The sequence below is a fragment of the Aliiruegeria sabulilitoris genome (assembly GCF_001558155.1).
In the GTDB taxonomy this organism is placed as follows: Bacteria; Pseudomonadota; Alphaproteobacteria; order Rhodobacterales; family Rhodobacteraceae; genus Tropicimonas; species Tropicimonas sabulilitoris.
Window position 1 is genome coordinate 58,747 of the sequence record NZ_LOAS01000003.1, and the last position, 19,366, is coordinate 78,112.

At 62.9% G+C, this 19,366-nt stretch carries 19 protein-coding genes and 2 pseudogenes; 10 read left to right on the plus strand and 11 right to left on the minus strand.

Features of this window, described 5'->3' with window-relative positions:
- Positions 1-77 precede the first annotated feature (77 nt).
- The 5 genes from AX756_RS04745 (at position 78) to AX756_RS04765 (ending at position 4,025) form a co-directional block, all read left to right on the plus strand.
- Positions 78-1,313 carry an MFS transporter gene (locus tag AX756_RS04745; RefSeq protein WP_068309206.1) on the plus strand — a complete coding sequence of 412 codons (1,236 nt, stop codon included), beginning with the start codon at positions 78-80 and terminating at the stop codon, positions 1,311-1,313.
- Between the two features lie 101 nt (positions 1,314-1,414).
- Positions 1,415-2,077 (plus strand): peptide-methionine (S)-S-oxide reductase MsrA, encoded by a 663-nt coding sequence (msrA, locus tag AX756_RS04750; RefSeq protein WP_068309208.1) that lies wholly within the window; start codon positions 1,415-1,417, stop codon positions 2,075-2,077.
- A gap of 17 nt (positions 2,078-2,094) precedes the next feature.
- A complete protein-coding gene (locus AX756_RS04755) occupies positions 2,095-2,640 on the plus strand; it encodes an AAA family ATPase (protein ID WP_068309210.1) in 546 nt (181 codons plus the stop codon).
- Between the two features lie 88 nt (positions 2,641-2,728).
- Positions 2,729-3,598 (plus strand): 50S ribosomal protein L11 methyltransferase, encoded by an 870-nt coding sequence (locus tag AX756_RS04760; protein ID WP_068309211.1) that lies wholly within the window; start codon positions 2,729-2,731, stop codon positions 3,596-3,598.
- A gap of 76 nt (positions 3,599-3,674) precedes the next feature.
- Positions 3,675-4,025 carry a hypothetical protein gene (locus AX756_RS04765; RefSeq protein WP_156461396.1) on the plus strand — a complete coding sequence of 117 codons (351 nt, stop codon included), beginning with the start codon at positions 3,675-3,677 and terminating at the stop codon, positions 4,023-4,025.
- Positions 4,026-4,267: 242 nt separating this feature from the next.
- On the opposite strand, the gene ruvB is transcribed toward AX756_RS04765, so the two are convergent.
- The 3 genes from ruvB to ruvC form a co-directional block, all read right to left on the minus strand.
- Positions 4,268-5,317 (minus strand): Holliday junction branch migration DNA helicase RuvB, encoded by a 1,050-nt coding sequence (ruvB, locus tag AX756_RS04770; protein ID WP_068309214.1) that lies wholly within the window; start codon positions 5,315-5,317, stop codon positions 4,268-4,270.
- A gap of 106 nt (positions 5,318-5,423) precedes the next feature.
- Complete coding sequence (ruvA, locus tag AX756_RS04775) at positions 5,424-6,098, minus strand: Holliday junction branch migration protein RuvA (RefSeq protein WP_068309215.1); 675 nt, start codon at positions 6,096-6,098, stop codon at positions 5,424-5,426.
- A complete protein-coding gene (gene ruvC, locus AX756_RS04780; RefSeq protein WP_068309217.1) occupies positions 6,095-6,598 on the minus strand; it encodes a crossover junction endodeoxyribonuclease RuvC in 504 nt (167 codons plus the stop codon). The genes ruvA and ruvC overlap by 4 nt, the downstream gene beginning before the upstream one ends.
- 347 nt (positions 6,599-6,945) lie before the next feature.
- Here ruvC and AX756_RS04785 point away from each other — a divergent pair, with 347 nt between their 5' ends.
- Complete coding sequence (locus tag AX756_RS04785) at positions 6,946-7,134, plus strand: hypothetical protein (protein WP_068309220.1); 189 nt, start codon at positions 6,946-6,948, stop codon at positions 7,132-7,134.
- A 415-nt stretch (positions 7,135-7,549) separates the two neighbouring features.
- The gene (locus tag AX756_RS04790) at positions 7,550-9,346 is read left to right on the plus strand and encodes an AMP-dependent synthetase/ligase (RefSeq protein ID WP_068309222.1); all 1,797 of its coding nucleotides are present in this window, start codon (positions 7,550-7,552) and stop codon (positions 9,344-9,346) included.
- A gap of 64 nt (positions 9,347-9,410) precedes the next feature.
- Here AX756_RS04790 and trhA read toward each other — a convergent pair whose 3' ends face one another.
- The gene (gene trhA / locus AX756_RS04795; protein WP_068309224.1) at positions 9,411-10,076 is read right to left on the minus strand and encodes a PAQR family membrane homeostasis protein TrhA; all 666 of its coding nucleotides are present in this window, start codon (positions 10,074-10,076) and stop codon (positions 9,411-9,413) included.
- Positions 10,077-10,306: 230 nt separating this feature from the next.
- Between trhA and fabG the strand changes: the two genes are divergently transcribed.
- The 3 genes from fabG to AX756_RS04810 all read left to right on the plus strand — a co-directional run bounded on the left by fabG (position 10,307) and on the right by AX756_RS04810 (position 12,271).
- Positions 10,307-11,044 (plus strand): 3-oxoacyl-[acyl-carrier-protein] reductase, encoded by a 738-nt coding sequence (gene fabG / locus AX756_RS04800; protein WP_068309227.1) that lies wholly within the window; start codon positions 10,307-10,309, stop codon positions 11,042-11,044.
- Between the two features lie 350 nt (positions 11,045-11,394).
- Positions 11,395-11,628: an acyl carrier protein gene (locus AX756_RS04805; protein WP_068309229.1), complete on the plus strand. Its 234-nt coding sequence runs from the start codon at positions 11,395-11,397 to the stop codon at positions 11,626-11,628.
- Between the two features lie 268 nt (positions 11,629-11,896).
- A complete protein-coding gene (locus AX756_RS04810) occupies positions 11,897-12,271 on the plus strand; it encodes a hypothetical protein (RefSeq protein WP_068309230.1) in 375 nt (124 codons plus the stop codon).
- Between the two features lie 68 nt (positions 12,272-12,339).
- On the opposite strand, the pseudogene AX756_RS04815 reads toward AX756_RS04810, so the two are convergent.
- From AX756_RS04815 to AX756_RS04840, 7 genes and pseudogenes are all read right to left on the minus strand, one after another.
- Positions 12,340-14,409 (minus strand): annotated as a pseudogene (locus AX756_RS04815) (dipeptide ABC transporter ATP-binding protein).
- A 223-nt stretch (positions 14,410-14,632) separates the two neighbouring features.
- Positions 14,633-14,998, minus strand: coding sequence for a hypothetical protein (locus AX756_RS04820; protein WP_068309232.1), 366 nt, complete (start codon positions 14,996-14,998; stop codon positions 14,633-14,635).
- Positions 14,998-16,158: an ABC transporter permease gene (locus AX756_RS04825; RefSeq protein WP_068309235.1), complete on the minus strand. Its 1,161-nt coding sequence runs from the start codon at positions 16,156-16,158 to the stop codon at positions 14,998-15,000. The genes AX756_RS04820 and AX756_RS04825 overlap by 1 nt, the downstream gene beginning before the upstream one ends.
- Before the next feature lie 12 nt (positions 16,159-16,170).
- Positions 16,171-17,214, minus strand: a pseudogene (locus AX756_RS04830) (ABC transporter permease).
- Positions 17,099-17,587, minus strand: a complete 489-nt coding sequence (locus AX756_RS26730; RefSeq protein WP_321186382.1) for a hypothetical protein — start codon at positions 17,585-17,587, stop codon at positions 17,099-17,101. The pseudogene AX756_RS04830 and the gene AX756_RS26730 overlap by 116 nt, the downstream one beginning before the upstream one ends.
- The gene (locus tag AX756_RS04835; protein WP_068309237.1) at positions 17,588-18,187 is read right to left on the minus strand and encodes an ABC transporter substrate-binding protein; all 600 of its coding nucleotides are present in this window, start codon (positions 18,185-18,187) and stop codon (positions 17,588-17,590) included.
- Positions 18,188-18,495: 308 nt separating this feature from the next.
- Positions 18,496-19,302: an AraC family transcriptional regulator gene (locus AX756_RS04840; protein ID WP_068309240.1), complete on the minus strand. Its 807-nt coding sequence runs from the start codon at positions 19,300-19,302 to the stop codon at positions 18,496-18,498.
- Positions 19,303-19,366 lie beyond the last annotated feature (64 nt).

Below are 19,366 nucleotides of genomic sequence, written 5' to 3' on the forward strand. Positions count from 1 at the left end.
TATCATGCAAGGATGTTCTGCGCGGATGCACGCCCATTTTGCTTTTCAAATCACGCGCGCGGGTCTATGCGCGAAACATGCAAACGATTTCGCTGTCTCAGGCACGGGAGATGCCATTCTGGCGCCGCCCTGTCACCTTGCTCTTCGTCATGGCGGCGGCCATGCCGATTGCCTTCGCCACATGGTCAGCGCTGCTGAACAACTTCGTCATCGAGGTCGCGCAGTTCGACGGCTCCAATATCGGCTGGCTGCACACGGTACGCGAGATTCCAGGCTTTCTCGCCATCGGCGTCATTGCCCTGATCCGGATCGTGCGGGAACAGGTGCTCGGCATCGTCTCGCTTCTTCTGTTGGGGGTGGCGACGGCGCTGACGGCGTGGTTCCCGAGCCTCGGCGGGATCCTGACCATCACCATGCTCAGTTCGATCGGCTTTCATTATTATGAAACCGTGAACCAGTCGCTGCAATTGCAGTGGCTCCCCAAGGAGCGCGCGCCCAAGGTGCTGGGCTGGATGCTCGCAGTCGGGTCGGCGGCAACCCTGGTGGCCTATGCGCTGATCGTCTCGACCTGGAAGGCCTTCGATCTCGACTATAACACCGTCTACATGTCGGCCGGCCTGACGACCGCCGTGGTCGCGATCCTCTGCCTGACGCTCTACCCGCAATTCGAATCGCCCACGCCGCAGGTAAAGAAATTCATCCTGCGCCGCCGCTACTGGCTCTATTATGCGTTGCAGTTCATGGCCGGCGCGCGGCGGCAGATCTTCGTCGTCTTTGCCGGCTTCATGATGGTCGAGCGGTTTGGTTTCGAGGTGCATGAGATCACCTCGCTCTTCATGTTCACGCTCGTGGCCAACATGATCGTTGCGCCGGTCTTTGGCTGGGCCGTCTCGCGTTTCGGCGAGCGCCGCGCGCTTATCTTCGAGTATTCCGGCCTTGCGTTGATTTTCGCCGCCTATGGCGGGGTCTATGCCTTTGGCTGGGGCGTTGCGCTCGCGGCCACGCTCTACGTGCTCGATCACATCTTCTTCGGCCTCGCGCTGGCGCTGAAGACCTATTTCCAGAAGATCGGCGACCCGGCGGACATGGCGCCGACGGCAGCGGTGGCCTTCACGATCAACCATATCGCGGCGGTCTTCTTGCCGGCCGCGCTCGGCTACCTGTGGTTGCAGGCACCCGAGATGGTCTTCTTCCTCGCGGCGGGCATGGCCTGCGCCTCGCTGGCGCTGTCCCTGCTGATCCCGCGCAACCCCGAGCCCGGCAACGAAACCATCTTTGCCCGCTATCGTCGCAGGGCCGCCCCGGCGGAATAGGCCATCACAACCGTATCAGTCCGCAGAGCCGACGCTGGACCCGGATGCCTGCGGGTCCCATATGTGTTGAAATCACCGCGATACCGCCATGGGAGAGAGCGATGTTCCTGACGAAAGCCGCCAAGATGGAAATGATCCGCCCCGAAGACGCGCTACCGGGGCGCGCGCAACCGATCCCGACCGCCCCGAGCCACCATGTGTTTCACCGTCCGCTCACGCTCGATATTCCCGAGGGCATGGAAGCGGTGATGCTGGGCATGGGCTGTTTCTGGGGCGCCGAGCGGCTGCTGTGGCAACTGCCGGGCGTCTGGCTCACAATGGTCGGTTATTCCGGGGGGACCACTCCCAACCCGACCTACGAGGAGACCTGTACCGCCAGGACCGGCCACGCGGAAGTGGTTCGCGTCGTGTTCGATCCGGCGGTGATTTCCTTCGAGGACCTGCTCCGCTGCTTCTGGGAAAGCCATGACCCGACCCAGGGCATGCGCCAGGGCGGTGATATCGGCACGCAATACCGCTCTGCGATCTATGCAAGTCTGCCTGCACATCTGGAACTGGCGCTTGACAGCTGTGCGCGCTATCAGAAAGCGTTAACACTTGCCGGGCGTGGCCAGGTCACCACCGAGATCTCCGCCGCCGGCCCGTTCTACTTCGCCGAGGACTACCACCAACAATACTTGGCGAAGAACCCGGGCGGCTATTGTGGAATCGGTGGGACCGGGGTCGCTTGTCCGGTTGGAACGGGAGTTTCTCCCGGTAACTGAGCTCTTGCGGAGAGGCGATGTCGGGAAATCGCATCCACATCTTTGGCGCCAGCGGAGCGGGGACGACAACCCTCGGTCGCGCACTTGCCTCTGCCCTCGAGAGCCAACACTTCGATACGGATGACTTCTTCTGGTATCCGACCGACCCGCCATTCCAGGAGAAACGCCCTGTCCCGGAACGCCGCGCCCTGATGGAGCAGGTCTTCCTGCCGCGCCGCGATTGGGTGCTCTCGGGCTCGCTCGATAGCTGGAGCGAGGGCATCGACCATCGCTTTACCTTCGCGGTATTCCTGACGTTGCAAACCGAAACCCGCCTGCGCCGCCTGCGCGCCCGCGAGGGGTGGCGCCTTCAGGACCCTTCGGAAATGCCCGGCATGGAGGCCTTCCTCGCCTGGGCCGCGGCGTATGACGACGGGTTGCTGCCCGGCCGCAACCGTGCGCGCCATCTCGCCTGGGCAGATACGCTCGACTGTCCGATCATGAGCCTCGACTCTGGTCGGCCCGTTTCGATACTTGTCCATGACATCCTCGAAACCCTTGACCAGGCTCGCACAAGAGCCTAGCGCCTCTCCAATTCTTCTGACGAGAAATATCCCCGCCGGAGGCACCCGCCGCTCTCCGCGCGCGACCGGTCATAACGAGGAGCATGACATGCCCACCTTCACCGCCCTGACGACCCTTGCCGGCAAGGAACAGGCAGAGGCCCTTGGCACGGCCATGGAAAACCTGTCTCCCGAGCCGACCGGCGTCGGTGTCTTCGAAATCGAAGATGGCTCCGGCCTCTGGGAAGTGGGCGGTTACTTCATCGAGCAGCCCGACGAGATTGCATTGGCTCTGCTGGCCGCCGCCCATGGCGCAAAGGATTTTGCCGTCTCCGAGCTGCCTGAAACCGACTGGGTGGCCAAGGTGAAGCGCGAGCTTGCCCCCGTTCGCGCGGGGCGTTTCTATCTATATGGCAGCCATGATGCCGAAACGGTTCCCGACGATGTCGAGCCGTTGCTGATCGAAGCCGCGATGGCCTTCGGCACAGGCCATCATGGCACCACGCTGGGCTGTCTCAAGGCGCTCGACCGGCTCGTCACCGCGGGACACGAGGCGCTTCCCGTGGCCGATATCGGCTGTGGCACCGCCGTTCTGGCCATGGCCGCGGCCCGTATCTGGCCCGGAACGGTGTTCGCTTCCGATATCGATCCCGTTGCCGTGGAGGTGGCGCAAGCCAATGCCGAGGCCAACGGGCTGGCCGACCGCTTGCGCTGCATCGAGGCCACTGGCTTCGATCACCCGGAACTCGCTGCGGCCGCACCTTTTGGCCTCATCTTCGCCAATATCCTGAAGGCGCCGCTTGTCGCCCTCGCGCCCGCGATTTCCAAGGCCCTCAAGCCCGAAGGCTTCGCGATTCTCAGCGGTTTGCTGAATGAACAAGCGCCAGATGTCGTCGCGGCCTATGCGGACGAGGGGATGATTGTGCACGACCGTGAGCAAATCGGAGAGTGGACTACACTTTGTCTCCGCAAATCCTGAGGCGCGGTCGTATTTGCGCCGGATTCTTGCCCTACTGTGGGAGCTTACGGGGGCATTACAGCTTTGGGATTTCGCGATGAGCAATCCACAGATGAATGAATTTTCCGGCCGTTTGCGCCGCATCGAGAAGATCAAGAAGCGTGGCGGAGCTTTTGAAGCCTCTGGCACGCTCGGACAGTCCTATTACACGAAACTGCGCCTGCGCCACCAAAGGCGCCCGATTTTGCGCCCGGCAGTCGTGTTCGTCTGCACCATCATGCTGTTCAAGGGAGTCCTGTTGGCAGCCATCGGCGCAGAGGTCTATGCACAGAAACTCTCCGTGCTCCACCAGGGCGACACCGTCGAGAAAATTGGCGCCTTCATCATGGCGATCGACCCGTTCACCGCGACCATCGCGCAAATGGTTGCCCCGATAATCGGCGGATAGGTCGACCGGATCGCCAGGGTTTGCGCATTGACCGTTCTGTCTGAACAGGCCTGAAGGGGGCGTTGCCTCCCGCGCGCGCTTGCGAGCGCTCCCTCCGGGATATTTTGGAAGAGATGACCGGGCGGCCCTTCCGGTGTCATCTTTCCCGGAAATACCTCCGCGAGAGGCACGAGCCGCAGGATCGTTCCCGCGCGCTGAGGGCTGCCGAGGCCGTAATGCTGCCTCGGGCCGCTCTTGGGCGTCTATTCGAAGAGTTTTCCTTGCCCGGCTTTCGGAGCATCCGGTGGTTGCGGAACATCCAGTCCGAGATGCTGCCAGGCCTTGCGGGCGAGCATTCTGCCGCGCGGGGTCCGCTGGATGAGGCCCTGCTGCAGCAGGTAGGGCTCGATCACCTCCTCCAGTGCGTCACGGCTTTCGCTGAGCGCGGCCGACATCGTCTCCACTCCGACTGGCCCGCCACCATAATTCTCTGCGATCAGGCGAAGGTAGCGGCGGTCGGCGCTGTCCAGTCCGAGCGTGTCCACGCCCAGGCGTGTCAGCGCGCTGTCGGCAAGCGCGCGGGAGAGGTTGCCATCGCCTTCGACAAGGGCGAAGTCGACCACCCTACGCAGGAGACGGCCGGCTATACGGGGGGTGCCGCGGGCGCGGGACGCGATTTCGCGGGCACCCTCGGATTCCGCAGGCACGCCCAGAAGGCGGGCGTTTCGGGTGACGATCTCGTGAAGCTCGTCGATCGTGTAGAACTGCAATCGTGTCGGGATGCCGAAACGGTCCCTCAGCGGCGTTGTCAGCAGTCCGAGACGGGTTGTGGCGCCGATCAAAGTGAAGGGCTGCAACTCGATGCGGACGGTGCGCGCGGCGGGGCCTTCGCCGATGACGAGGTCGAGTTCGAAATCCTCCATCGCGGGATAGAGCACTTCCTCGACCACCGGGTTGAGGCGGTGGATCTCGTCGATGAACAGCACGTCGCGCGCTTCGAGATTGGTCAGGATCGCGGCGAGATCGCCCGGGCGCGCGAGAACCGGGCCGGAGGTCATGCGGAAATTCACGCCGAGTTCGCGGGAGATGATATTGGCCAGCGTTGTTTTGCCGAGACCGGGTGGGCCGTGAAACAGCGTGTGGTCCATGGCTTCGCCCCGGCGACGGGCGCTTTCGACGAAGACGCGCAGGTTGGCGCGCGCCTCGGCCTGACCGATGAAGTCGGAGAGTTGTTGCGGACGCAGTGCGCGGTCTTCGCCCTGTTGTTCGCCGGGCTGAGGATCCGGGCGCAGGAGCGGGTCTGGTTCGGTCATCTATCGGCTCCGGTGGCGCGCTGGTGAAGATTGCGGAGGGAGGCCGGCTGCCCCCCGCGCCTTGTGGCGCTCCCCCCGAGGGTATCTGGGGAACAACGGTGCATCTTCAGCCCTTGGGCGCCAGAGATTTCAGGGCAGCGCGGATCACGTCGGAAGTGTCGGCGTCCGGCTCGTCGGTCAGGGCCCGGGCCACGGCAGCGGCGGCTTCGCCGGGTTGGTAGCCGAGATTGGTGAGCGCCGAGAGCGCTTCGGACTGGGCAGCCGCGCGCGGGGGGGGCGCCGGTTTCAGTTGGGCTGCCGCGCCGGCGGACGCGGGCGCCTGGGTTAATGTCGGGATCGGCTCGATCACCTGGCCCAGGCTGCCGGCCATCGCCATGATCGCCGGCGCCTTGTCTTTGAGTTCGTTGACGACGCGTTGGGCGAGTTTCGGGCCAACGCCCGGGGCCGCGCGTATGGCCGACCAGTCACCAAGGGTGATGGCGCGCGAGGTGCCGTCGGGGCCGAGCGCGCCAAGGATGGCCATGGAGGCCTTGGCGCCGATCCCCTGCACGGAGGTCAGCAAGCGGTGCCATTCCTTTTCCTGCAAGGAGGGGAAGCCAAAGAGCTGCAGCAGGTCCTCGCGCACGACCAGATCGGTGTAGAGGGCGGCGAATTCTCCGGTGCCGGGCAATTCCATGAGCGTACGTTCGGAGACGTAGACGACATAGCCGACCCCGTTCACATCGAGCAGAACGTGGTCGAGCCCCCGATAATCGATCCGTCCGGCCAGACGCCCGATCATGAGGCTCTCGCGATGGCTTGCGACAGCCGGGAGCTCGATTGCAGGTGATGGGCATGGGTGACGGCGATGGCGAGCGCATCGGCGGCGTCGGGACCGGCCAGCTTCACGCCGGGAAAATGGATGCCGATCATGTGCGCGATCTGGTGTTTTTCGGCATGGCCCACGCCGACAATCGCCTTTTTCACCGCATTCGGGGCATACTCACCGATGTCCAGCCCGGCCTTTGCCGGCACCAGCATGGCGATGCCGCGCGCCTGGCCGAGTTTTAGTGTTCCGGCGCCGTCGCGGTTGACGAAGGTCTGCTCGACCGCGGCCGCTTCAGGTTCATACATGTGGAAGACATCGGTGAGCTGTTCGTAGAGCGACAGCAAGCGCACGCCGAGATCCTTCCCAGCGGATGTGCACAGGCCATTTGCGATGTGAGTGAGACGCGATCCCTGTTGTTCGATCACGCCCCAGCCGAGATTTCTGAGCCCCGGGTCGATGCCGATGACACGCATGGCTGTTGCAATCCTGCCTGTGTTCTTGTTTTGCCTTTCGCATGGGTTAGCACGAAAAGTGAACATCGACCAGAGGAAAGGGCCGCTCTCAAGCGCGGTGCGTCGGTCGTAGTCTTTCTATTCGGACCTCGTGAAGAGAACCTTTCTTCGGTTCTGCATTCGGTGGGCCCGCGCTTTGAAGCCGATGAGTACCGTCATTGAATGTCGTCTTTTCCAAGGGATAGCCAAATAAAAACTCGGAAGGTTGCAAATGCTGCAATGCCGCAATGCACAGGTGGCTGTAGCAATGGTGGCGCTAACAGTTATCTTGATCCTCAGAAAACAGAGTTACTTCAAAGGAGCTTGAAATGAGCATTGCATTGCATGAAATCAAAGAAGTCCCGGTCGATTGGCGTCAGGTCGAAATCGAGGTCCGTTCGGAGCAAGCCAAGGTTGCCCGCGCGATGGGATCCTCGTTGACCTCCTTCTTTGCCCGTGTTTTCAAAGCGCCGGCCGCGCTGTTCGGCGGTCGTGTGGAAACCAATCTTCGGGCCTGATGGTCGGAGGGGTGGCAATGGCATTTTGAGAACCGGCTGTTCTCTCCGGGGCCCATACTCCGCTCAATAGCATTCCACCAGGAAAAACGCCGACAGGATTTGTCGGCGTTTTTTCGTTTTTGATCGATCTGTTTTCGAAACGTCCTCCGCGCTCGCCGGAACGACACGTGGATCTCGACTCGAGACATTCGATCCGATCCTCTTTCGTCAAATATCCTGAGGGGCAGCGCCCCTAATTTCTCCTTCCCGAAAGGACTTTCGTATTCCGTTTTGGGCAAGTTCGCCGGAACCGACAGGTGAGGCGAAACCGCCGATTGCCCATCGAAACGGCGGCGTCTATCACGCGCGGACATTGCCATGATACCTTGACCTTAAGTAAGGTGCTGGCCGGGGGGCGTCCCCATCAGGAGGACACATGCGCAAGAACAATATTCCCGCAGAGTCGGTGAACACGCTCTACCAACTCTTGCAGGAACGCACGCGTATTTCGCCGAAGCTCACCGCTTATCGGCAATATGATCGCAAGACCGGGAAATGGCGCAAGTTCACCTGGCCGCAGGTGCTGGAGCGGACGGATCGTTTTGCAGCCGCCTTCATCGCGGCGGGCATGCAACCGGGCGACAGGGTCGGGATCCTGTTGCAGAACTGCGTTGACTGGGTCTGTTTCGACATGGCGGCCGCGCGTTGCGGGCTGACGGTGGTGCCGCTCTACACCAATGACGCGATCTCCAACGGTGCCTTCATGCTGGCAGATTCGCGGCCCCGGATCGTCCTGGTCGATACCGACCGGCGGTGGCGCGACCTAGAGAAATCGCTGTCCAATCATTCCTTCATCGAGCGTGTTTGGCTGCAGGATGTAACGGCGGACTTCGTTTATGGCGCGGAAGAAAACGTTGATCATCTCGAAGCGATTCTGCCGCCCGCGCCGCAGGACCTGCCCGAACCGGCGACGGATTCGCTCGCACCGGCGACGCTGATCTATACCTCCGGCACGACGGGCACCCCCAAGGGCGTCATGCTGTCCCACCGTGCGATTCTGGCTAATGCCGAAGCGACGGCCGCGGTCGTCTCGCCGCTGGAGGGCGATGTCTTCCTGTCTATCCTGCCACTTGCCCATGCTTTCGAGCGCACGCTGGGCTATGTGCTGGCGGTGATGTCGGGGGCGTGCAATGCGTATCCGCAGTCACTGCTTCGGCTGCGGCAGGACATGACCACAGTGCGCCCGACCGTCATCATGGGCGTGCCCCGTTTCTACGAGACGATCTATAACGGCGCGCGGCGCAACGCTTCGGCCAGCAAGCTCAAGCAGCGGCTCTTCGACATGACCGCGCGGATCGGATACGCGCGGCACGCCGCGCGCGCCGGGCATGGGCCGGGGCCGAGCTTTGGAGAACGTCTGATCTGGCCGCTGCTGGAGCGGCTGGTGGCGAAAAAGGTCCAGGCGGCATTTGGCGGGCGCATGCGTGTCGCCGTTGCGGGAGGGGCCAACCTGCCCGAGGAAATCGGACAGGCGCTGCTGGGGCTCGGCTTGCCGCTTGTCGAGGGTTATGGATTGTCGGAGGCGGGCCCGGTGGCCACGGCCTCCTTGCAGGAAGATTGCGTGCCAGGGACGGTCGGCTATCCGTTGCCCGGGTGCGAGGTGAAGCTCGGCGAGCGCAACGAGCTTCTGATCAAGACACCCTCGCGCATGTCGGGTTACTGGCAGCGAGAGGACGCGACGGCGGAGTCCTTTGACAACGAAGGTTGGCTGCGGACCGGAGACATGGCGGAGATCGTCGATGGCCGCATCCGTATCACGGGGCGCTTGAAGCATATCCTGGTCATGTCCAATGGCGAGAACGTCAACCCGCGCCCGATCGAGCTTAACATCGAGAGCGATCCGCTGATCGAGCAGGTCTGCGTCGTGGGCGATGGCCGCCCGTTCCTTGCGGCGCTGGTGGTGCTGAATCGCGACGACTGGACGGCTATTGCCAAGAAGCACGGGTTGGACGAGAACGATCCCAACGCTCGCGAGGCTGAAAGGTTCATCCTCGACCGCATCCGCAAGGCCTCGGGCGACATTCCGTCCTGGCAGCAGATGAAGGCCTATTACGCCACGCTGGACGAGTGGACCGTCGAGCGCCGGCTGATCACGCCGACACTGAAGCTGCGCCGGGAGCGGGTGATCGACGAGTACAAGGACGAGATCCGCCGGATGTATTCCAAGGGGTGAGCGGCTGCTCTCGGTTGCCGCCCGGCAAAACCTGCGCGAAACCTGTGCATAGTGGGTGGAGCGTCTATAGGCCGGCGGGAAGCTCCGCGATGCTCAAGGCCACGGCGATGAAGAAGAATACGCTGCCGGCGAGCACGAAAACATGCCAGACCGTGTTGTGAAAGGGCATCCGGTTCAGGAGGAAGAACACGACGCCGATCGTGTAGACCACGCCGCCGATCAGCATGAGAAGCTGCACCGATCCCGGCAGTTCCGCGAGCATCTCGCCTCCGGCCCAGAGCGCCGCCCAGCCCATTCCGAGATACAGCGCCAGGGCGAACCAGCGAAACCGGCTGGGGGCGAGGATCTTCAGGAAGGATCCGAGCGCGGCCGAGCCCCAGAGCCCTGCGAGGAGCCCGGGAACCTGAGCGCCGGTCAGCAACACGAAGGGCGTGTAGGTGCCGGCGATCTTGAAATAGATCCCGGAATGGTCGAGCCGCTGCAGCAGGCCCTTCCAGCGTGCATTGTCGATCATGTTGTAGAGCGCCGAGAAAGTAAGCATCATGATCAGGGTCGTTCCGTAGACGGATGCACCCCAGATCGCAGCGGATTCGTTGCGAAGGGCGATCGTCAGCGCGATCAGGACGGGGACTGCCATCAAGGCCGAAACAACCCCGACAACATGGACAACACCGTCGCTGAGGCGTTCGGCCCGGCTATAGGCTGGTCGGATATGTGCAACAGAAGGCATGCCTGTCAGGTTAGGGCGCGACGGGCGGCGGGGCAATGGAGAAGCTCGGGATCACCAAGGCTTGAAGATGGCTCGGATCGGCGAGGGCGGCGTGACCGCCCAAGCGGGCGAGGCCTGTGCGTCCGGGGCGGTATCGTCGGCCAGAGAGGCAAATCGGCGTTGCGGGGCAGGGGATGTCGTGGCATGCCTCCTGCTGACGGAAGAGAGTTCAATCGCGAGGAGATGGCCAAATGTTCGATCTGACAGGGAAGACGGCGCTTGTAACGGGAGCCTCTGGCGGTATCGGCGGCGCCATCGCCAAGGCGCTGCACGGCGCAGGAGCGACGGTCGGGCTCTCCGGGACGCGGGTGGAACCGCTCGAGGCGCTGGCCGCCGAGCTGGGCGAACGCGCCCATGTGCTGCCCTGCAACCTCGGCGATGCCGAAGCGGTCGATGCGCTGCCCAAGCAGGCCATCGCGGCGATGGGCGGGCTAGACATCCTGGTCAACAATGCCGGCATCACCCGCGACCAGATCTTCATGCGCATGTCGGACGAGGAATGGGCGCAGGTGCTCGAGGTCAACCTGACCTCCACGATGCGGCTCTGCCGGGGCGTGATGCGGCCGATGATGAAGAAACGTTGGGGCCGGATCGTGAATATCTCGTCGATCGTGGGCGCCACGGGCAACCCGGGCCAGGCGAATTACGCCGCCTCCAAGGCCGGGATGATCGGCATGACCAAATCCATTGCCTACGAAGTGGCCAGCCGGGGAATCACCGTAAACGCGGTGGCGCCGGGCTTCATCGCCACGGCGATGACAGACAAGCTGACCGATGAGCAAAAGGCCGCGATCAACACCAAGATCCCGGCGGCCCGCATGGGCGAAGCCGACGAGATCGCTGCGGCTGTGCTGTATCTTGCCAGCCCGGAAGCCGGCTACGTGACGGGCGCGACACTGCACGTCAATGGCGGTATGGCCATGCTCTGATTGGGCTATTCCGGCACGCCGCACCCGTGGCGACTGTCCGGGAACCCGTGCGGCGATGACGGAAAACTGCTGTCGGCACTTGTGAAGCCGTACACGCCCCCCCATCTTGCTTTCTCTGACCGGCTCATGTGACGCAACGAAAACAATGTCCGGTCAAAGCGTTTGCTTTTGCAGGGGAACATGCTAAAGGCGGCGCAGTTTTCGGCGTGGAGCATTGAATATGTGCCCGGCCCGGGAAAGAAGCCTCGCATCAGACGGGGATGAGCGCCCTGAGAGCAGGGCAAGGTAATTCGCCCACCGTGGGCACGAAGCAAGAACGGGCAGTGACGCCCAATGCATGAGGAAGAGACATGAGCGACATCGCCGATCGCGTGAAGAAGATTGTTGTTGAGCACCTGAGCGTCGAAGAAGACAAGGTGACCGAAAGCGCGTCGTTCATCGACGATCTGGGCGCAGACAGCCTGGACACCGTCGAGCTGGTGATGGCCTTCGAAGAAGAGTTCGGCATCGAGATCCCGGACGACGCTGCCGAGACGATCCAGACCTTCGGAGACGCGGTGAAGTTCATCACCGAAGCCGCCTGATCGGCAACATGCCGAGATGAGATGGGCGCCCCCTGTGGGCGCCTTTTTCTTTTTGCGGGGGCCGTGTCGCTTCCATGACCTGTTTCGAGATGACACGGGCGCCTGGAGGGGGCGTTGCCCCCACGCTCTTGCGAGCGCTCCCCCAGGACATTTCTGGAATGAATAAGCCAGAGAGGCTCCACGCCCGGACAAGTGCGGTGATCGCCGGGGCTGTCACGATCTCGATCATCCAATCGTCGGCATCAACGTGGAGGAAGCGGCGCTGGCAATGAGTGCCGTCGGATTCGCCATGGCGCAGTTCTGGCCGCGGGAATTGACCGGGTCGCCTGGCAATATCGTCATGGGGCTGATGAGCGACGGCATGTCCGTTCGGGACCCCGGGCCGGGGCCACAACCGGGTGGGGCAGGGCGCTTGCCGACAATGTCGCCAGCCCGCCCGGTCCTGTCGAATCTGGAACAGGCGCTGAGTGCGCCGAAATCGGTCCTTGGCGCGGCTCTGGGTGAGACGAAGCCGGTCATCGATCTCACGGCCGCCCAGAGCCTGGACGCCGAGAACGGCAGGCTGGCCGGGTCGAAGGAGCGCCGCGTGGCACGGGAGGCCGGCACAGACGCGTTGGACGACAGCGTGACGAAGCCAACCTGAGACCGCTCTGATTTCTACCCGAAACGTTGCTGCGCACGCGCTAACGCAAGCGGACCGGCCAGGGCGGTTTACTCGGCGGCAAAGGTGATGACCGGTTCCATCTCCTTCAGGGCGTCTTCCGTCAGATGACATTTCACCTGGTGTCCGTCGCCAACGTCACGAATGGGCGGGACGTCCTTTTCGCAAAGCCCGCCGGGAACCTGGGATTTCCAGCCGCAGCGGGTCTGGAACGGGCATCCCGGCGGCGGATTCATGGCCGAGGGAATGTCGCCATCCAGAACGATGTGCTTCTTCTTCACCGATGTATCTGCAATGGGCACGGCCGAGAGCAGCGCCTCGGTATAGGGTTGGTAGGGCGGCGAGAAGACCTGATCGGTGGTGCCAAGCTCCACCACATGGCCGAGATACATCACCATCACCCGGTCGGCGAGATAGCGCACGATGGAGAGATCGTGGGAGATGAAGAGCAGCGTGGTCTTCTCGTTTCGCTGGATCTCCATCAGGAGGTCGGCCACGGCTGCTTGCACCGAAACGTCCAGCGCCGAGACTGGTTCGTCGGCCACCACGATCTGCGCGCCGCCGGCAAAGGCGCGTGCAATGCCCACGCGCTGTTTCTGCCCGCCCGAGAGCTGGCGTGGCATGCGCTCGGCAAAGGCACGGGGCAGTTTCACCAGGTCCAGAAGCTCCAGCATCTGGTTGCGGCGCTCGGCCTCGCTCTTGCCGACGCGGAAAATTTCCAGCGCCCGGATGATCTGCCGCCCGATGGTCATCGCGGGGTTGAGCGTGTCGAACGGGTTCTGGAACACCATCTGGACGGAGGAAATGGTTCTGGTGTCGCGCGCCTCGATCTGGATGTCCTGGATCGCGTTGCCGTTCAGCTACACCACGCCGTCGGTCGCCGTCTCCAGCCCCATCAACACCTTGGCGAAGGTCGATTTGCCACAACCGGACTCGCCGACGATGGCCAGCGTCTCTGCCTCGTGGGCGACGAAGCTGATCTCCTCGTTGGCCTTCACGACCTTGTGGGCGCCACCAAAGAGCGTGTTGGCCGCGACCTCGTAGTATTTCTTGAGCTTGTCGATGCGCAGCACCTCGCGCCCGATAAGGCTGGCCTCGGTCGTCTCGGCCTTGGCGACCGGCGCGTTCCAGTCTATCTCCTGGAACTTGAGGCAGCGCGTGTAATGGCGGTCATTGCCGGGCACGCGGCGCATCTCGATATCCTGCGCGTCACAGCGTCCGGCCTCGAAGTAATCGCAGCGCGGGCCGAAATTGCAGCCCGGCGGGCGCTCGTGGGGCAGGGGGAAGTTGCCCGGAATGGCCACCAGCGGGCGGGCGTTCTTTTCTGCCCCCGGCAGCGGGATCGAGCGGAAGAGCGCCTGCGTGTAAGGATGCTGCATCTCGTCGAAGACATCCTTGATGGAGCCGCGCTCCACCGCTTCGCCCGAATACATCACGCAGAGCCGGTCGCAGGTTTCCAGGATCAGCCCGAGATTGTGCGAGATGAAGAGCATCGAGGTGCCGTATTTCTTGCCAAGCTCAACGACAGCAGCCTCCACCGTCACGTCGAGCGCGGTGGTGGGTTCGTCGAGAATGAGCAGGCTGGGCTTGGACATCAGCGCCATGGCGATGACGATCCGCTGCTGCTGGCCGCCCGAGAGCTGGTGCGGATAGGAATTGAGCATGCGCTTGGGGTCCGGCAGGCGCACATCGGTCACCACCTCCAGCGCGCGCTCCAAGGCCTTCTGCCTGGAGATACCCTCGTGGATCATCGGCACTTCGATCAGTTGCTGGCCGATCTTCATCGCAGGATTGAGGCTCGCCATCGGTTCCTGGTAGATCATGGCGATCTCGGAGCCGCGAATGTCGCGCAACTCCTCGGCAGTCATCTCCGACAGGTCGCGCCCTTTGAACTTGATCGAACCGCCGACGACGCGCCCGTTGACGCCCAGATCCTGCATGACACCGAGCGCCACGGTGGATTTCCCGCAACCGGATTCGCCCACCAGTCCCATCGCTTCGCCGGGCTGCACCTTGATCGAGAAATCCATGACCGCCGGGATTACCCGCAGCCGGGTGAAGAAGGAAATCGATAGCTTCTCGATCTCGAGGATCGGCCCGTCATATTCCCATTTCTTCATCGCAGCCTCCCTGTCAGCTGTTCCGCCCGGTGGAGGGGGCGGCTTCCCGCCCTTTCACGCGCCCTTGCAGGGCTTATCGAAAGCGGCGGGCGTGGCGCGCGCTGCGCGCGCGTGCTCTCCCCAGGTCTTCATCTGATCCCAAGTATCCCGGGGGGCGGTCATTGGTTCCCCGAACCAATGATCGTTGGGGGGCTGGCCCCCATCCTGGGAACGGATCCGGGCGTTACCATTGGGGCTCCGTCCCAGGCCCGCATTCCGCCACCATGACCCAGATCCCGTCCTCCTCCTGCGGTTCGCTCAGAACAATGACCGCGTCGCCACAGATCTCGCCGGCAGTGGCGGTACAGGTCTCGGTTGCCTTGCAGGCCACATCGAAACGGGCACCGCCTGTATAGGTGTTGCGCAGCACATGCGGCAGAACATGGACACCAGTGGCATCCAGAAGCTCGTTGCGGGAGGATATCCCTTGCCACGTGCCGAGCACGGTAAAGAGAACGGTCAATCCGACAACCACGCCGACCACGACGATGACGGCTCGCCGAAGGGTCCGGCTCAGCTTTTGCAGCGGGGTATCTTTCACGTCTTCCATCAGTCTTTCAAACTTTCTTCACGCAGGCCGTCGGCCAGCAGGTTGAGGCCTAGCACCAAGCTCATCAGCGCCAGTGCCGGTGCAATCGCGGGGTGCGGATAGATCGACAGCAACCGGCGGCCATCATTGATCGTGGTGCCCCAGTCCGGGCTCTCCGGCGCAAGACCCAGGCCAAAGAAACCGAGCGTGCCGAGCAGGATCGTTGTGTAGCCGATGCGCAGGCAGAAGTCGACGATCAGCGGCCCGCGCGCATTGGGCAGTATCTCCCAGAGCATGGTGTACCACGGACCCTCGCCGCGGGTCTGGGCGGCGGCGACATAGTCGCGGGTCTTGATGTCGAGCCCGAGGCCGCGGACGATACGGAACACGGTAGGCGAGTTCACGAAGACCACGGAGACGAAGACGATCAGGATATTCGACGGCACCGAGATGATGCCGAGCGGGTCCGCGTTCCAGGCCACGCCTAGATAGATCCAGATCCCGATCACCAGCGTCACGCCGAGATAGGCCGCGCGCTTGCCCGGCTGGGTGAAAAAACGCGCGTTCCACAGCACGACGAAGAAGATGATCGGGAAGATGAACAGCACCGCCGCCATGTAGGTCGGCAGCCCCGTCTGCACGATCTCGGGTGTCACCAGCAGGTAGAAGAGCAGGATCACCGGGAAGGCGAGGATCAGGTTGGCGAGGAAGGACAGCAGCGTGTCGAGCTTGCCGCCGTAATAGGCCGCAGGCAGGCCGAGTGTGATGCCCACCATGAAGGCAAAGAGCGTTGCCAGCGGCGCGATCTGCATGACGATGGTGGAGCCCGCCACCATGCGGGAAAACACGTCGCGGGCGAGATTGTCGCCGCCCAGCAGGTAATAGGCGTAGCCCTCGTACCCATCGGGCAGCGGTGTGCCCGGCAACTTGTTTTTCATGCCCGAGACCTGCGCCAGCGGGTCATGGGTGATGATCATGTCGGCGAACATCCCGGTAAAGACCCAGAACAGCACCAGCGCGAAGCCGATCATGCCGATCGTGCTGTCGAAGGGCTTGCCGAAAAGCCCGAGGCTGCGCTTGAACAGGACCGACAGGGTGAAGACAACGAGCATGCCGATCCAGACAGGGATCAGTTGCGCGATAATCAGGCCGATGATGGCGGTCCAGGAAAGCGGTTCCATGCAATCAGCCCCTTACGAAATCCGGATGCGCGGGTTGAGGAAGACATAGCCGATATCGCTGATCAACTGCGTCACGAGAACGACGATCACGGCGACGACGTAACAGCCCAGCAGCAGCTCGATATCGTTATTGCCGGCCGCCTGCACGAGCGTCCATCCGAACCCCTTGTAATTGAAGAGCGTTTCCACGATCACCACGCCGTTCAGAAGCCAGGGGATCTGCAGCATGATGACGGTGAAGGGCGCGATCAGCGCGTTTCGCAGCGCGTGTTTCACGACGATATTGTAAAAGCTCACGCCCTTGAGACGGGCCGTGCGGATTTATTGCGCGGTCATTACCTCGGTCATAGAGGCCCGTGTCATCCGCGCGATATAGCCCATGCCGTAAAGCGCGATGGTCGCCACCGGCAGGGTGAAATTCTCGAACGTGATCCCGTCCATGGCCGAGGTTGCCGTGCCCTTGAACCATTTCAGCCCCACGGCGGCGGAGGCAAAGACGGCGATCAGGATGACGCCCGAGACATATTCCGGCGTCGCTGTAGAGGCGATGGAGACGGTGGAGAGCGAGCGGTCCAGCTTCGAGCCTTCGCGCATGCCCGCCAGACCCCCCATGACCAACGCCATCGGCACCATGACCAGCATCACCCAGAACATCAGCTTGCCCGTGAGCCAGAGTCGCTTGGCGATGATGCCGCGCACGTCTTCCTTGAAGATCGTGGACACGCCCCAGTCGCCCTGCAACACGCCGCACCGGGCGGGCGCCTCTTCGGCCGGCACATCGCGGGAAATGCAGCGCCCGGTGACCTTTCCGTCTTCGTCCGTATAGGTCCAGCCGGGGGCGACTCCCAGCCATTCGGCGTAGCGTTTCGACATCGGTTGGCTATAGCCGTTCTTGACCAGCCAGGAGGCGACCTCCTCATCCGTCATCCGGGCGTTGCCTTCAAACTTTGCCACCTTTTCCAGGTTGGGTTCGAGATTGGTCAGCGAAAAGACGACCATGGCCAGCGCCAGGCCCGTCAAAATCATGACACCAAAACGTCGAAGAAGAAAAACCATAGGAATTCCTGTAGGTGCCTTCGGCGGGTGTCGCGCGCCCGAAGGCGCGAAACAATGTTTGGGACGGCGGCACGGTCAGCCCGCCGCCTGCGTCCAGATCAGCCTTCCCAGCCGAATACTGGTAACGGATCTCGAATTGCGGGTGCATCTCGGCGTTGACCAGCCCCTCGACGTAATGGCGGAACGTGGAGCGCCAGTATGGCTGGATGATGACGCCCTCGTCGCGCAGGATCGTTTGCAGCCAGAGGGAGTGCGCGCGGCGCGCATCGGCATCCGCGACGGAACTGGCTTCGGCAAGGACCCGGTCGAACTCCTCGTTGGCAAAGCTCGTCTCGTTCCACGGAACGCCGGACCTGTATGCCAGCGCCAGCACCTAATTGCCCAGCGGACGTTGGGCCCAGGCGGTCGTGGATAAGGGGAACTTGGCCCAATCGTTCCAGTAGATCGAGCCGGGAAGGCCGGTCCGCTTCACCTTGATGCCGGCATCGACCGACTTCTTTGTCTTCGGGTCGACCGGTGGGCCCATGCGGGAAGCCATCGAGTTGCCTTCCATGCCGGCGTCGCACCACAGCTCGAAATTATAGGCCACGTCTTCGGCGGTGAAATCGTCGTTATTGTTCCACTTCACACCCTTGCGGATGTCAAAAGTGATCTCGGTGGCGTCCTCGTTTACCTCCCAGCTTTCGGCCAGGCATGGGGTCATGGAGCCGTCGCGGTTGAAATAGACGAGATGCTCCAGCCAGCCGCGTGTCATGTTGCCCATTTCCGCCCATTGGTAGAGCCGCGGCTCCTGCATCGCGCGCACTTCCTGCTGGATGCGCAGCGTTCCGCCCTTCGTGGCCGTGCCCATGGCAAGGGCGGGCTGTTGCATGCCAATCAGGCCATATGCACCCACCGCTGTTACACCAACCGCCATGGCGCGGGCGAGGAATTCGCGGCGGTCCAGTTTTCCGGTCAGAGTGGATTGGGTCATTTCTCGCTCCCTGTGCCAGACAGTCTTTTTGCCTTTTTTCGGCGCCGCAGAAAGCAAAACACCATTCCGCCGATCCGTCCGTCGCGGATCCTGCGCGCTTTCCCGATTGTTCCCTGTCGACCTTTGCAATCGGCATCAGATGCACTGGTCCGTCAACGCTCACATTTGACCCTTCAGGAGCCGATTGCGACATTCGTCGGAATCAAAAACGACACCACGTTCGCAGGCAACCGAAATCCGGGCGCTGCGACAGATATCCGGCCCGGCGGGGCTCCGTAATGGAACTGCCTGAAATCAGGTTGAAATCCTCAGGCCCGGCGCGCTTCGCGAAAGTCGCTCGGGGTCTGGCCGGTCCGGTGGTGAAAGGAGCGGGTGAAATAGGCCGCCGAGTTGAAGCCCAGCACTTCGGCCACGCGCTTGACGGGCAGGGAGGTGTCGAGCAGCAGACGGCGCGCCTCAAACGTGATCCGGTCGGCGAGCAGGTCTGAGGCGGGGCGGCCGCAGGTCTGGTTGCAGACGCGGCTGAGATGGGTCGGGGTCACGCCGAGGCCTTCGGCATAATCGCTCACCGATTGCCCGGTATAGAGTTGCTCCTCGATCGCCTCGGTAAAGCGGCGCACCAGCGCGCGGGCGGCGCTGTCCTCGGGGCGGTCCTCGGCCTCGAAGCGCTGCCGTTCCAGCCAAACGGAGAGCAGCCCGCCGTAATGGGCGATGGCGCGGTCCTTGAGCGGGCGCTCGCCGTCGATCTCGCGTTGCAGGCTCTCCAGAAGGCCGGTGATCTCGCCCTGGTGGCGGGCATCGCGCACCCGCAGGTGGAAGGAGGTGGTGGACAAGTCCAGCGGGACGGTTTCGTTGAAGAAGACGGCCGTGCCATAGACCTGCGAGGACACGTCGAAGCCATGCATCGTGCCGGCCGGGATGAAGACGGCGTTATGCGCGCCATAACCGCGCGTCAGCCCGGCCACGGTGATGCGCCCCTGTCCGCGTGTGAACCAGAGCAGGACGGGCATCCGGTAGCTGCGCATCGCCTCGGTGCGCCAGCGCCCGCCATGGGTCAGGCGTTGCATGGGCACAAGGCGGAGCGGGCCGACAGGTGCGGCGGGAATCACGGACATGAGCGGAACCTTTGGGCAGCAGGGTTCGATATTGCTCTTTCTGCCCTGTGGATAACTGCGAATC

Bases quoted from the DNA above. Each gene is read 5' to 3' on its own strand.
- AX756_RS04755 (WP_068309210.1), top strand. From the start codon at position 2,095: ATGTCGGGAAATCGCATCCACATCTTTGGCGCCAGCGGAGCGGGGACG.
- AX756_RS04760 (WP_068309211.1), top strand. From the start codon at position 2,729: ATGCCCACCTTCACCGCCCTGACGACCCTTGCCGGCAAGGAACAGGCA.
- AX756_RS04825 (WP_068309235.1), bottom strand. From the start codon at position 16,158: ATGGAACCGCTTTCCTGGACCGCCATCATCGGCCTGATTATCGCGCAA.
- AX756_RS04805 (WP_068309229.1), top strand. From the start codon at position 11,395: ATGAGCGACATCGCCGATCGCGTGAAGAAGATTGTTGTTGAGCACCTG.
- msrA (WP_068309208.1), top strand. From the start codon at position 1,415: ATGTTCCTGACGAAAGCCGCCAAGATGGAAATGATCCGCCCCGAAGAC.
- fabG (WP_068309227.1), top strand. From the start codon at position 10,307: ATGTTCGATCTGACAGGGAAGACGGCGCTTGTAACGGGAGCCTCTGGC.
- AX756_RS04810 (WP_068309230.1), top strand. From the start codon at position 11,897: ATGAGTGCCGTCGGATTCGCCATGGCGCAGTTCTGGCCGCGGGAATTG.
- AX756_RS04835 (WP_068309237.1), bottom strand. From the start codon at position 18,187: ATGACCCAATCCACTCTGACCGGAAAACTGGACCGCCGCGAATTCCTC.
- AX756_RS04765 (WP_156461396.1), top strand. From the start codon at position 3,675: ATGAGCAATCCACAGATGAATGAATTTTCCGGCCGTTTGCGCCGCATC.
- trhA (WP_068309224.1), bottom strand. From the start codon at position 10,076: ATGCCTTCTGTTGCACATATCCGACCAGCCTATAGCCGGGCCGAACGC.
- AX756_RS04840 (WP_068309240.1), bottom strand. From the start codon at position 19,302: ATGTCCGTGATTCCCGCCGCACCTGTCGGCCCGCTCCGCCTTGTGCCC.
- ruvC (WP_068309217.1), bottom strand. From the start codon at position 6,598: ATGCGTGTCATCGGCATCGACCCGGGGCTCAGAAATCTCGGCTGGGGC.
- AX756_RS04745 (WP_068309206.1), top strand. From the start codon at position 78: ATGCAAACGATTTCGCTGTCTCAGGCACGGGAGATGCCATTCTGGCGC.
- AX756_RS04790 (WP_068309222.1), top strand. From the start codon at position 7,550: ATGCGCAAGAACAATATTCCCGCAGAGTCGGTGAACACGCTCTACCAA.
- AX756_RS04785 (WP_068309220.1), top strand. From the start codon at position 6,946: ATGAGCATTGCATTGCATGAAATCAAAGAAGTCCCGGTCGATTGGCGT.
- ruvA (WP_068309215.1), bottom strand. From the start codon at position 6,098: ATGATCGGGCGTCTGGCCGGACGGATCGATTATCGGGGGCTCGACCAC.
- ruvB (WP_068309214.1), bottom strand. From the start codon at position 5,317: ATGACCGAACCAGACCCGCTCCTGCGCCCGGATCCTCAGCCCGGCGAA.
- AX756_RS04820 (WP_068309232.1), bottom strand. From the start codon at position 14,998: ATGGAAGACGTGAAAGATACCCCGCTGCAAAAGCTGAGCCGGACCCTT.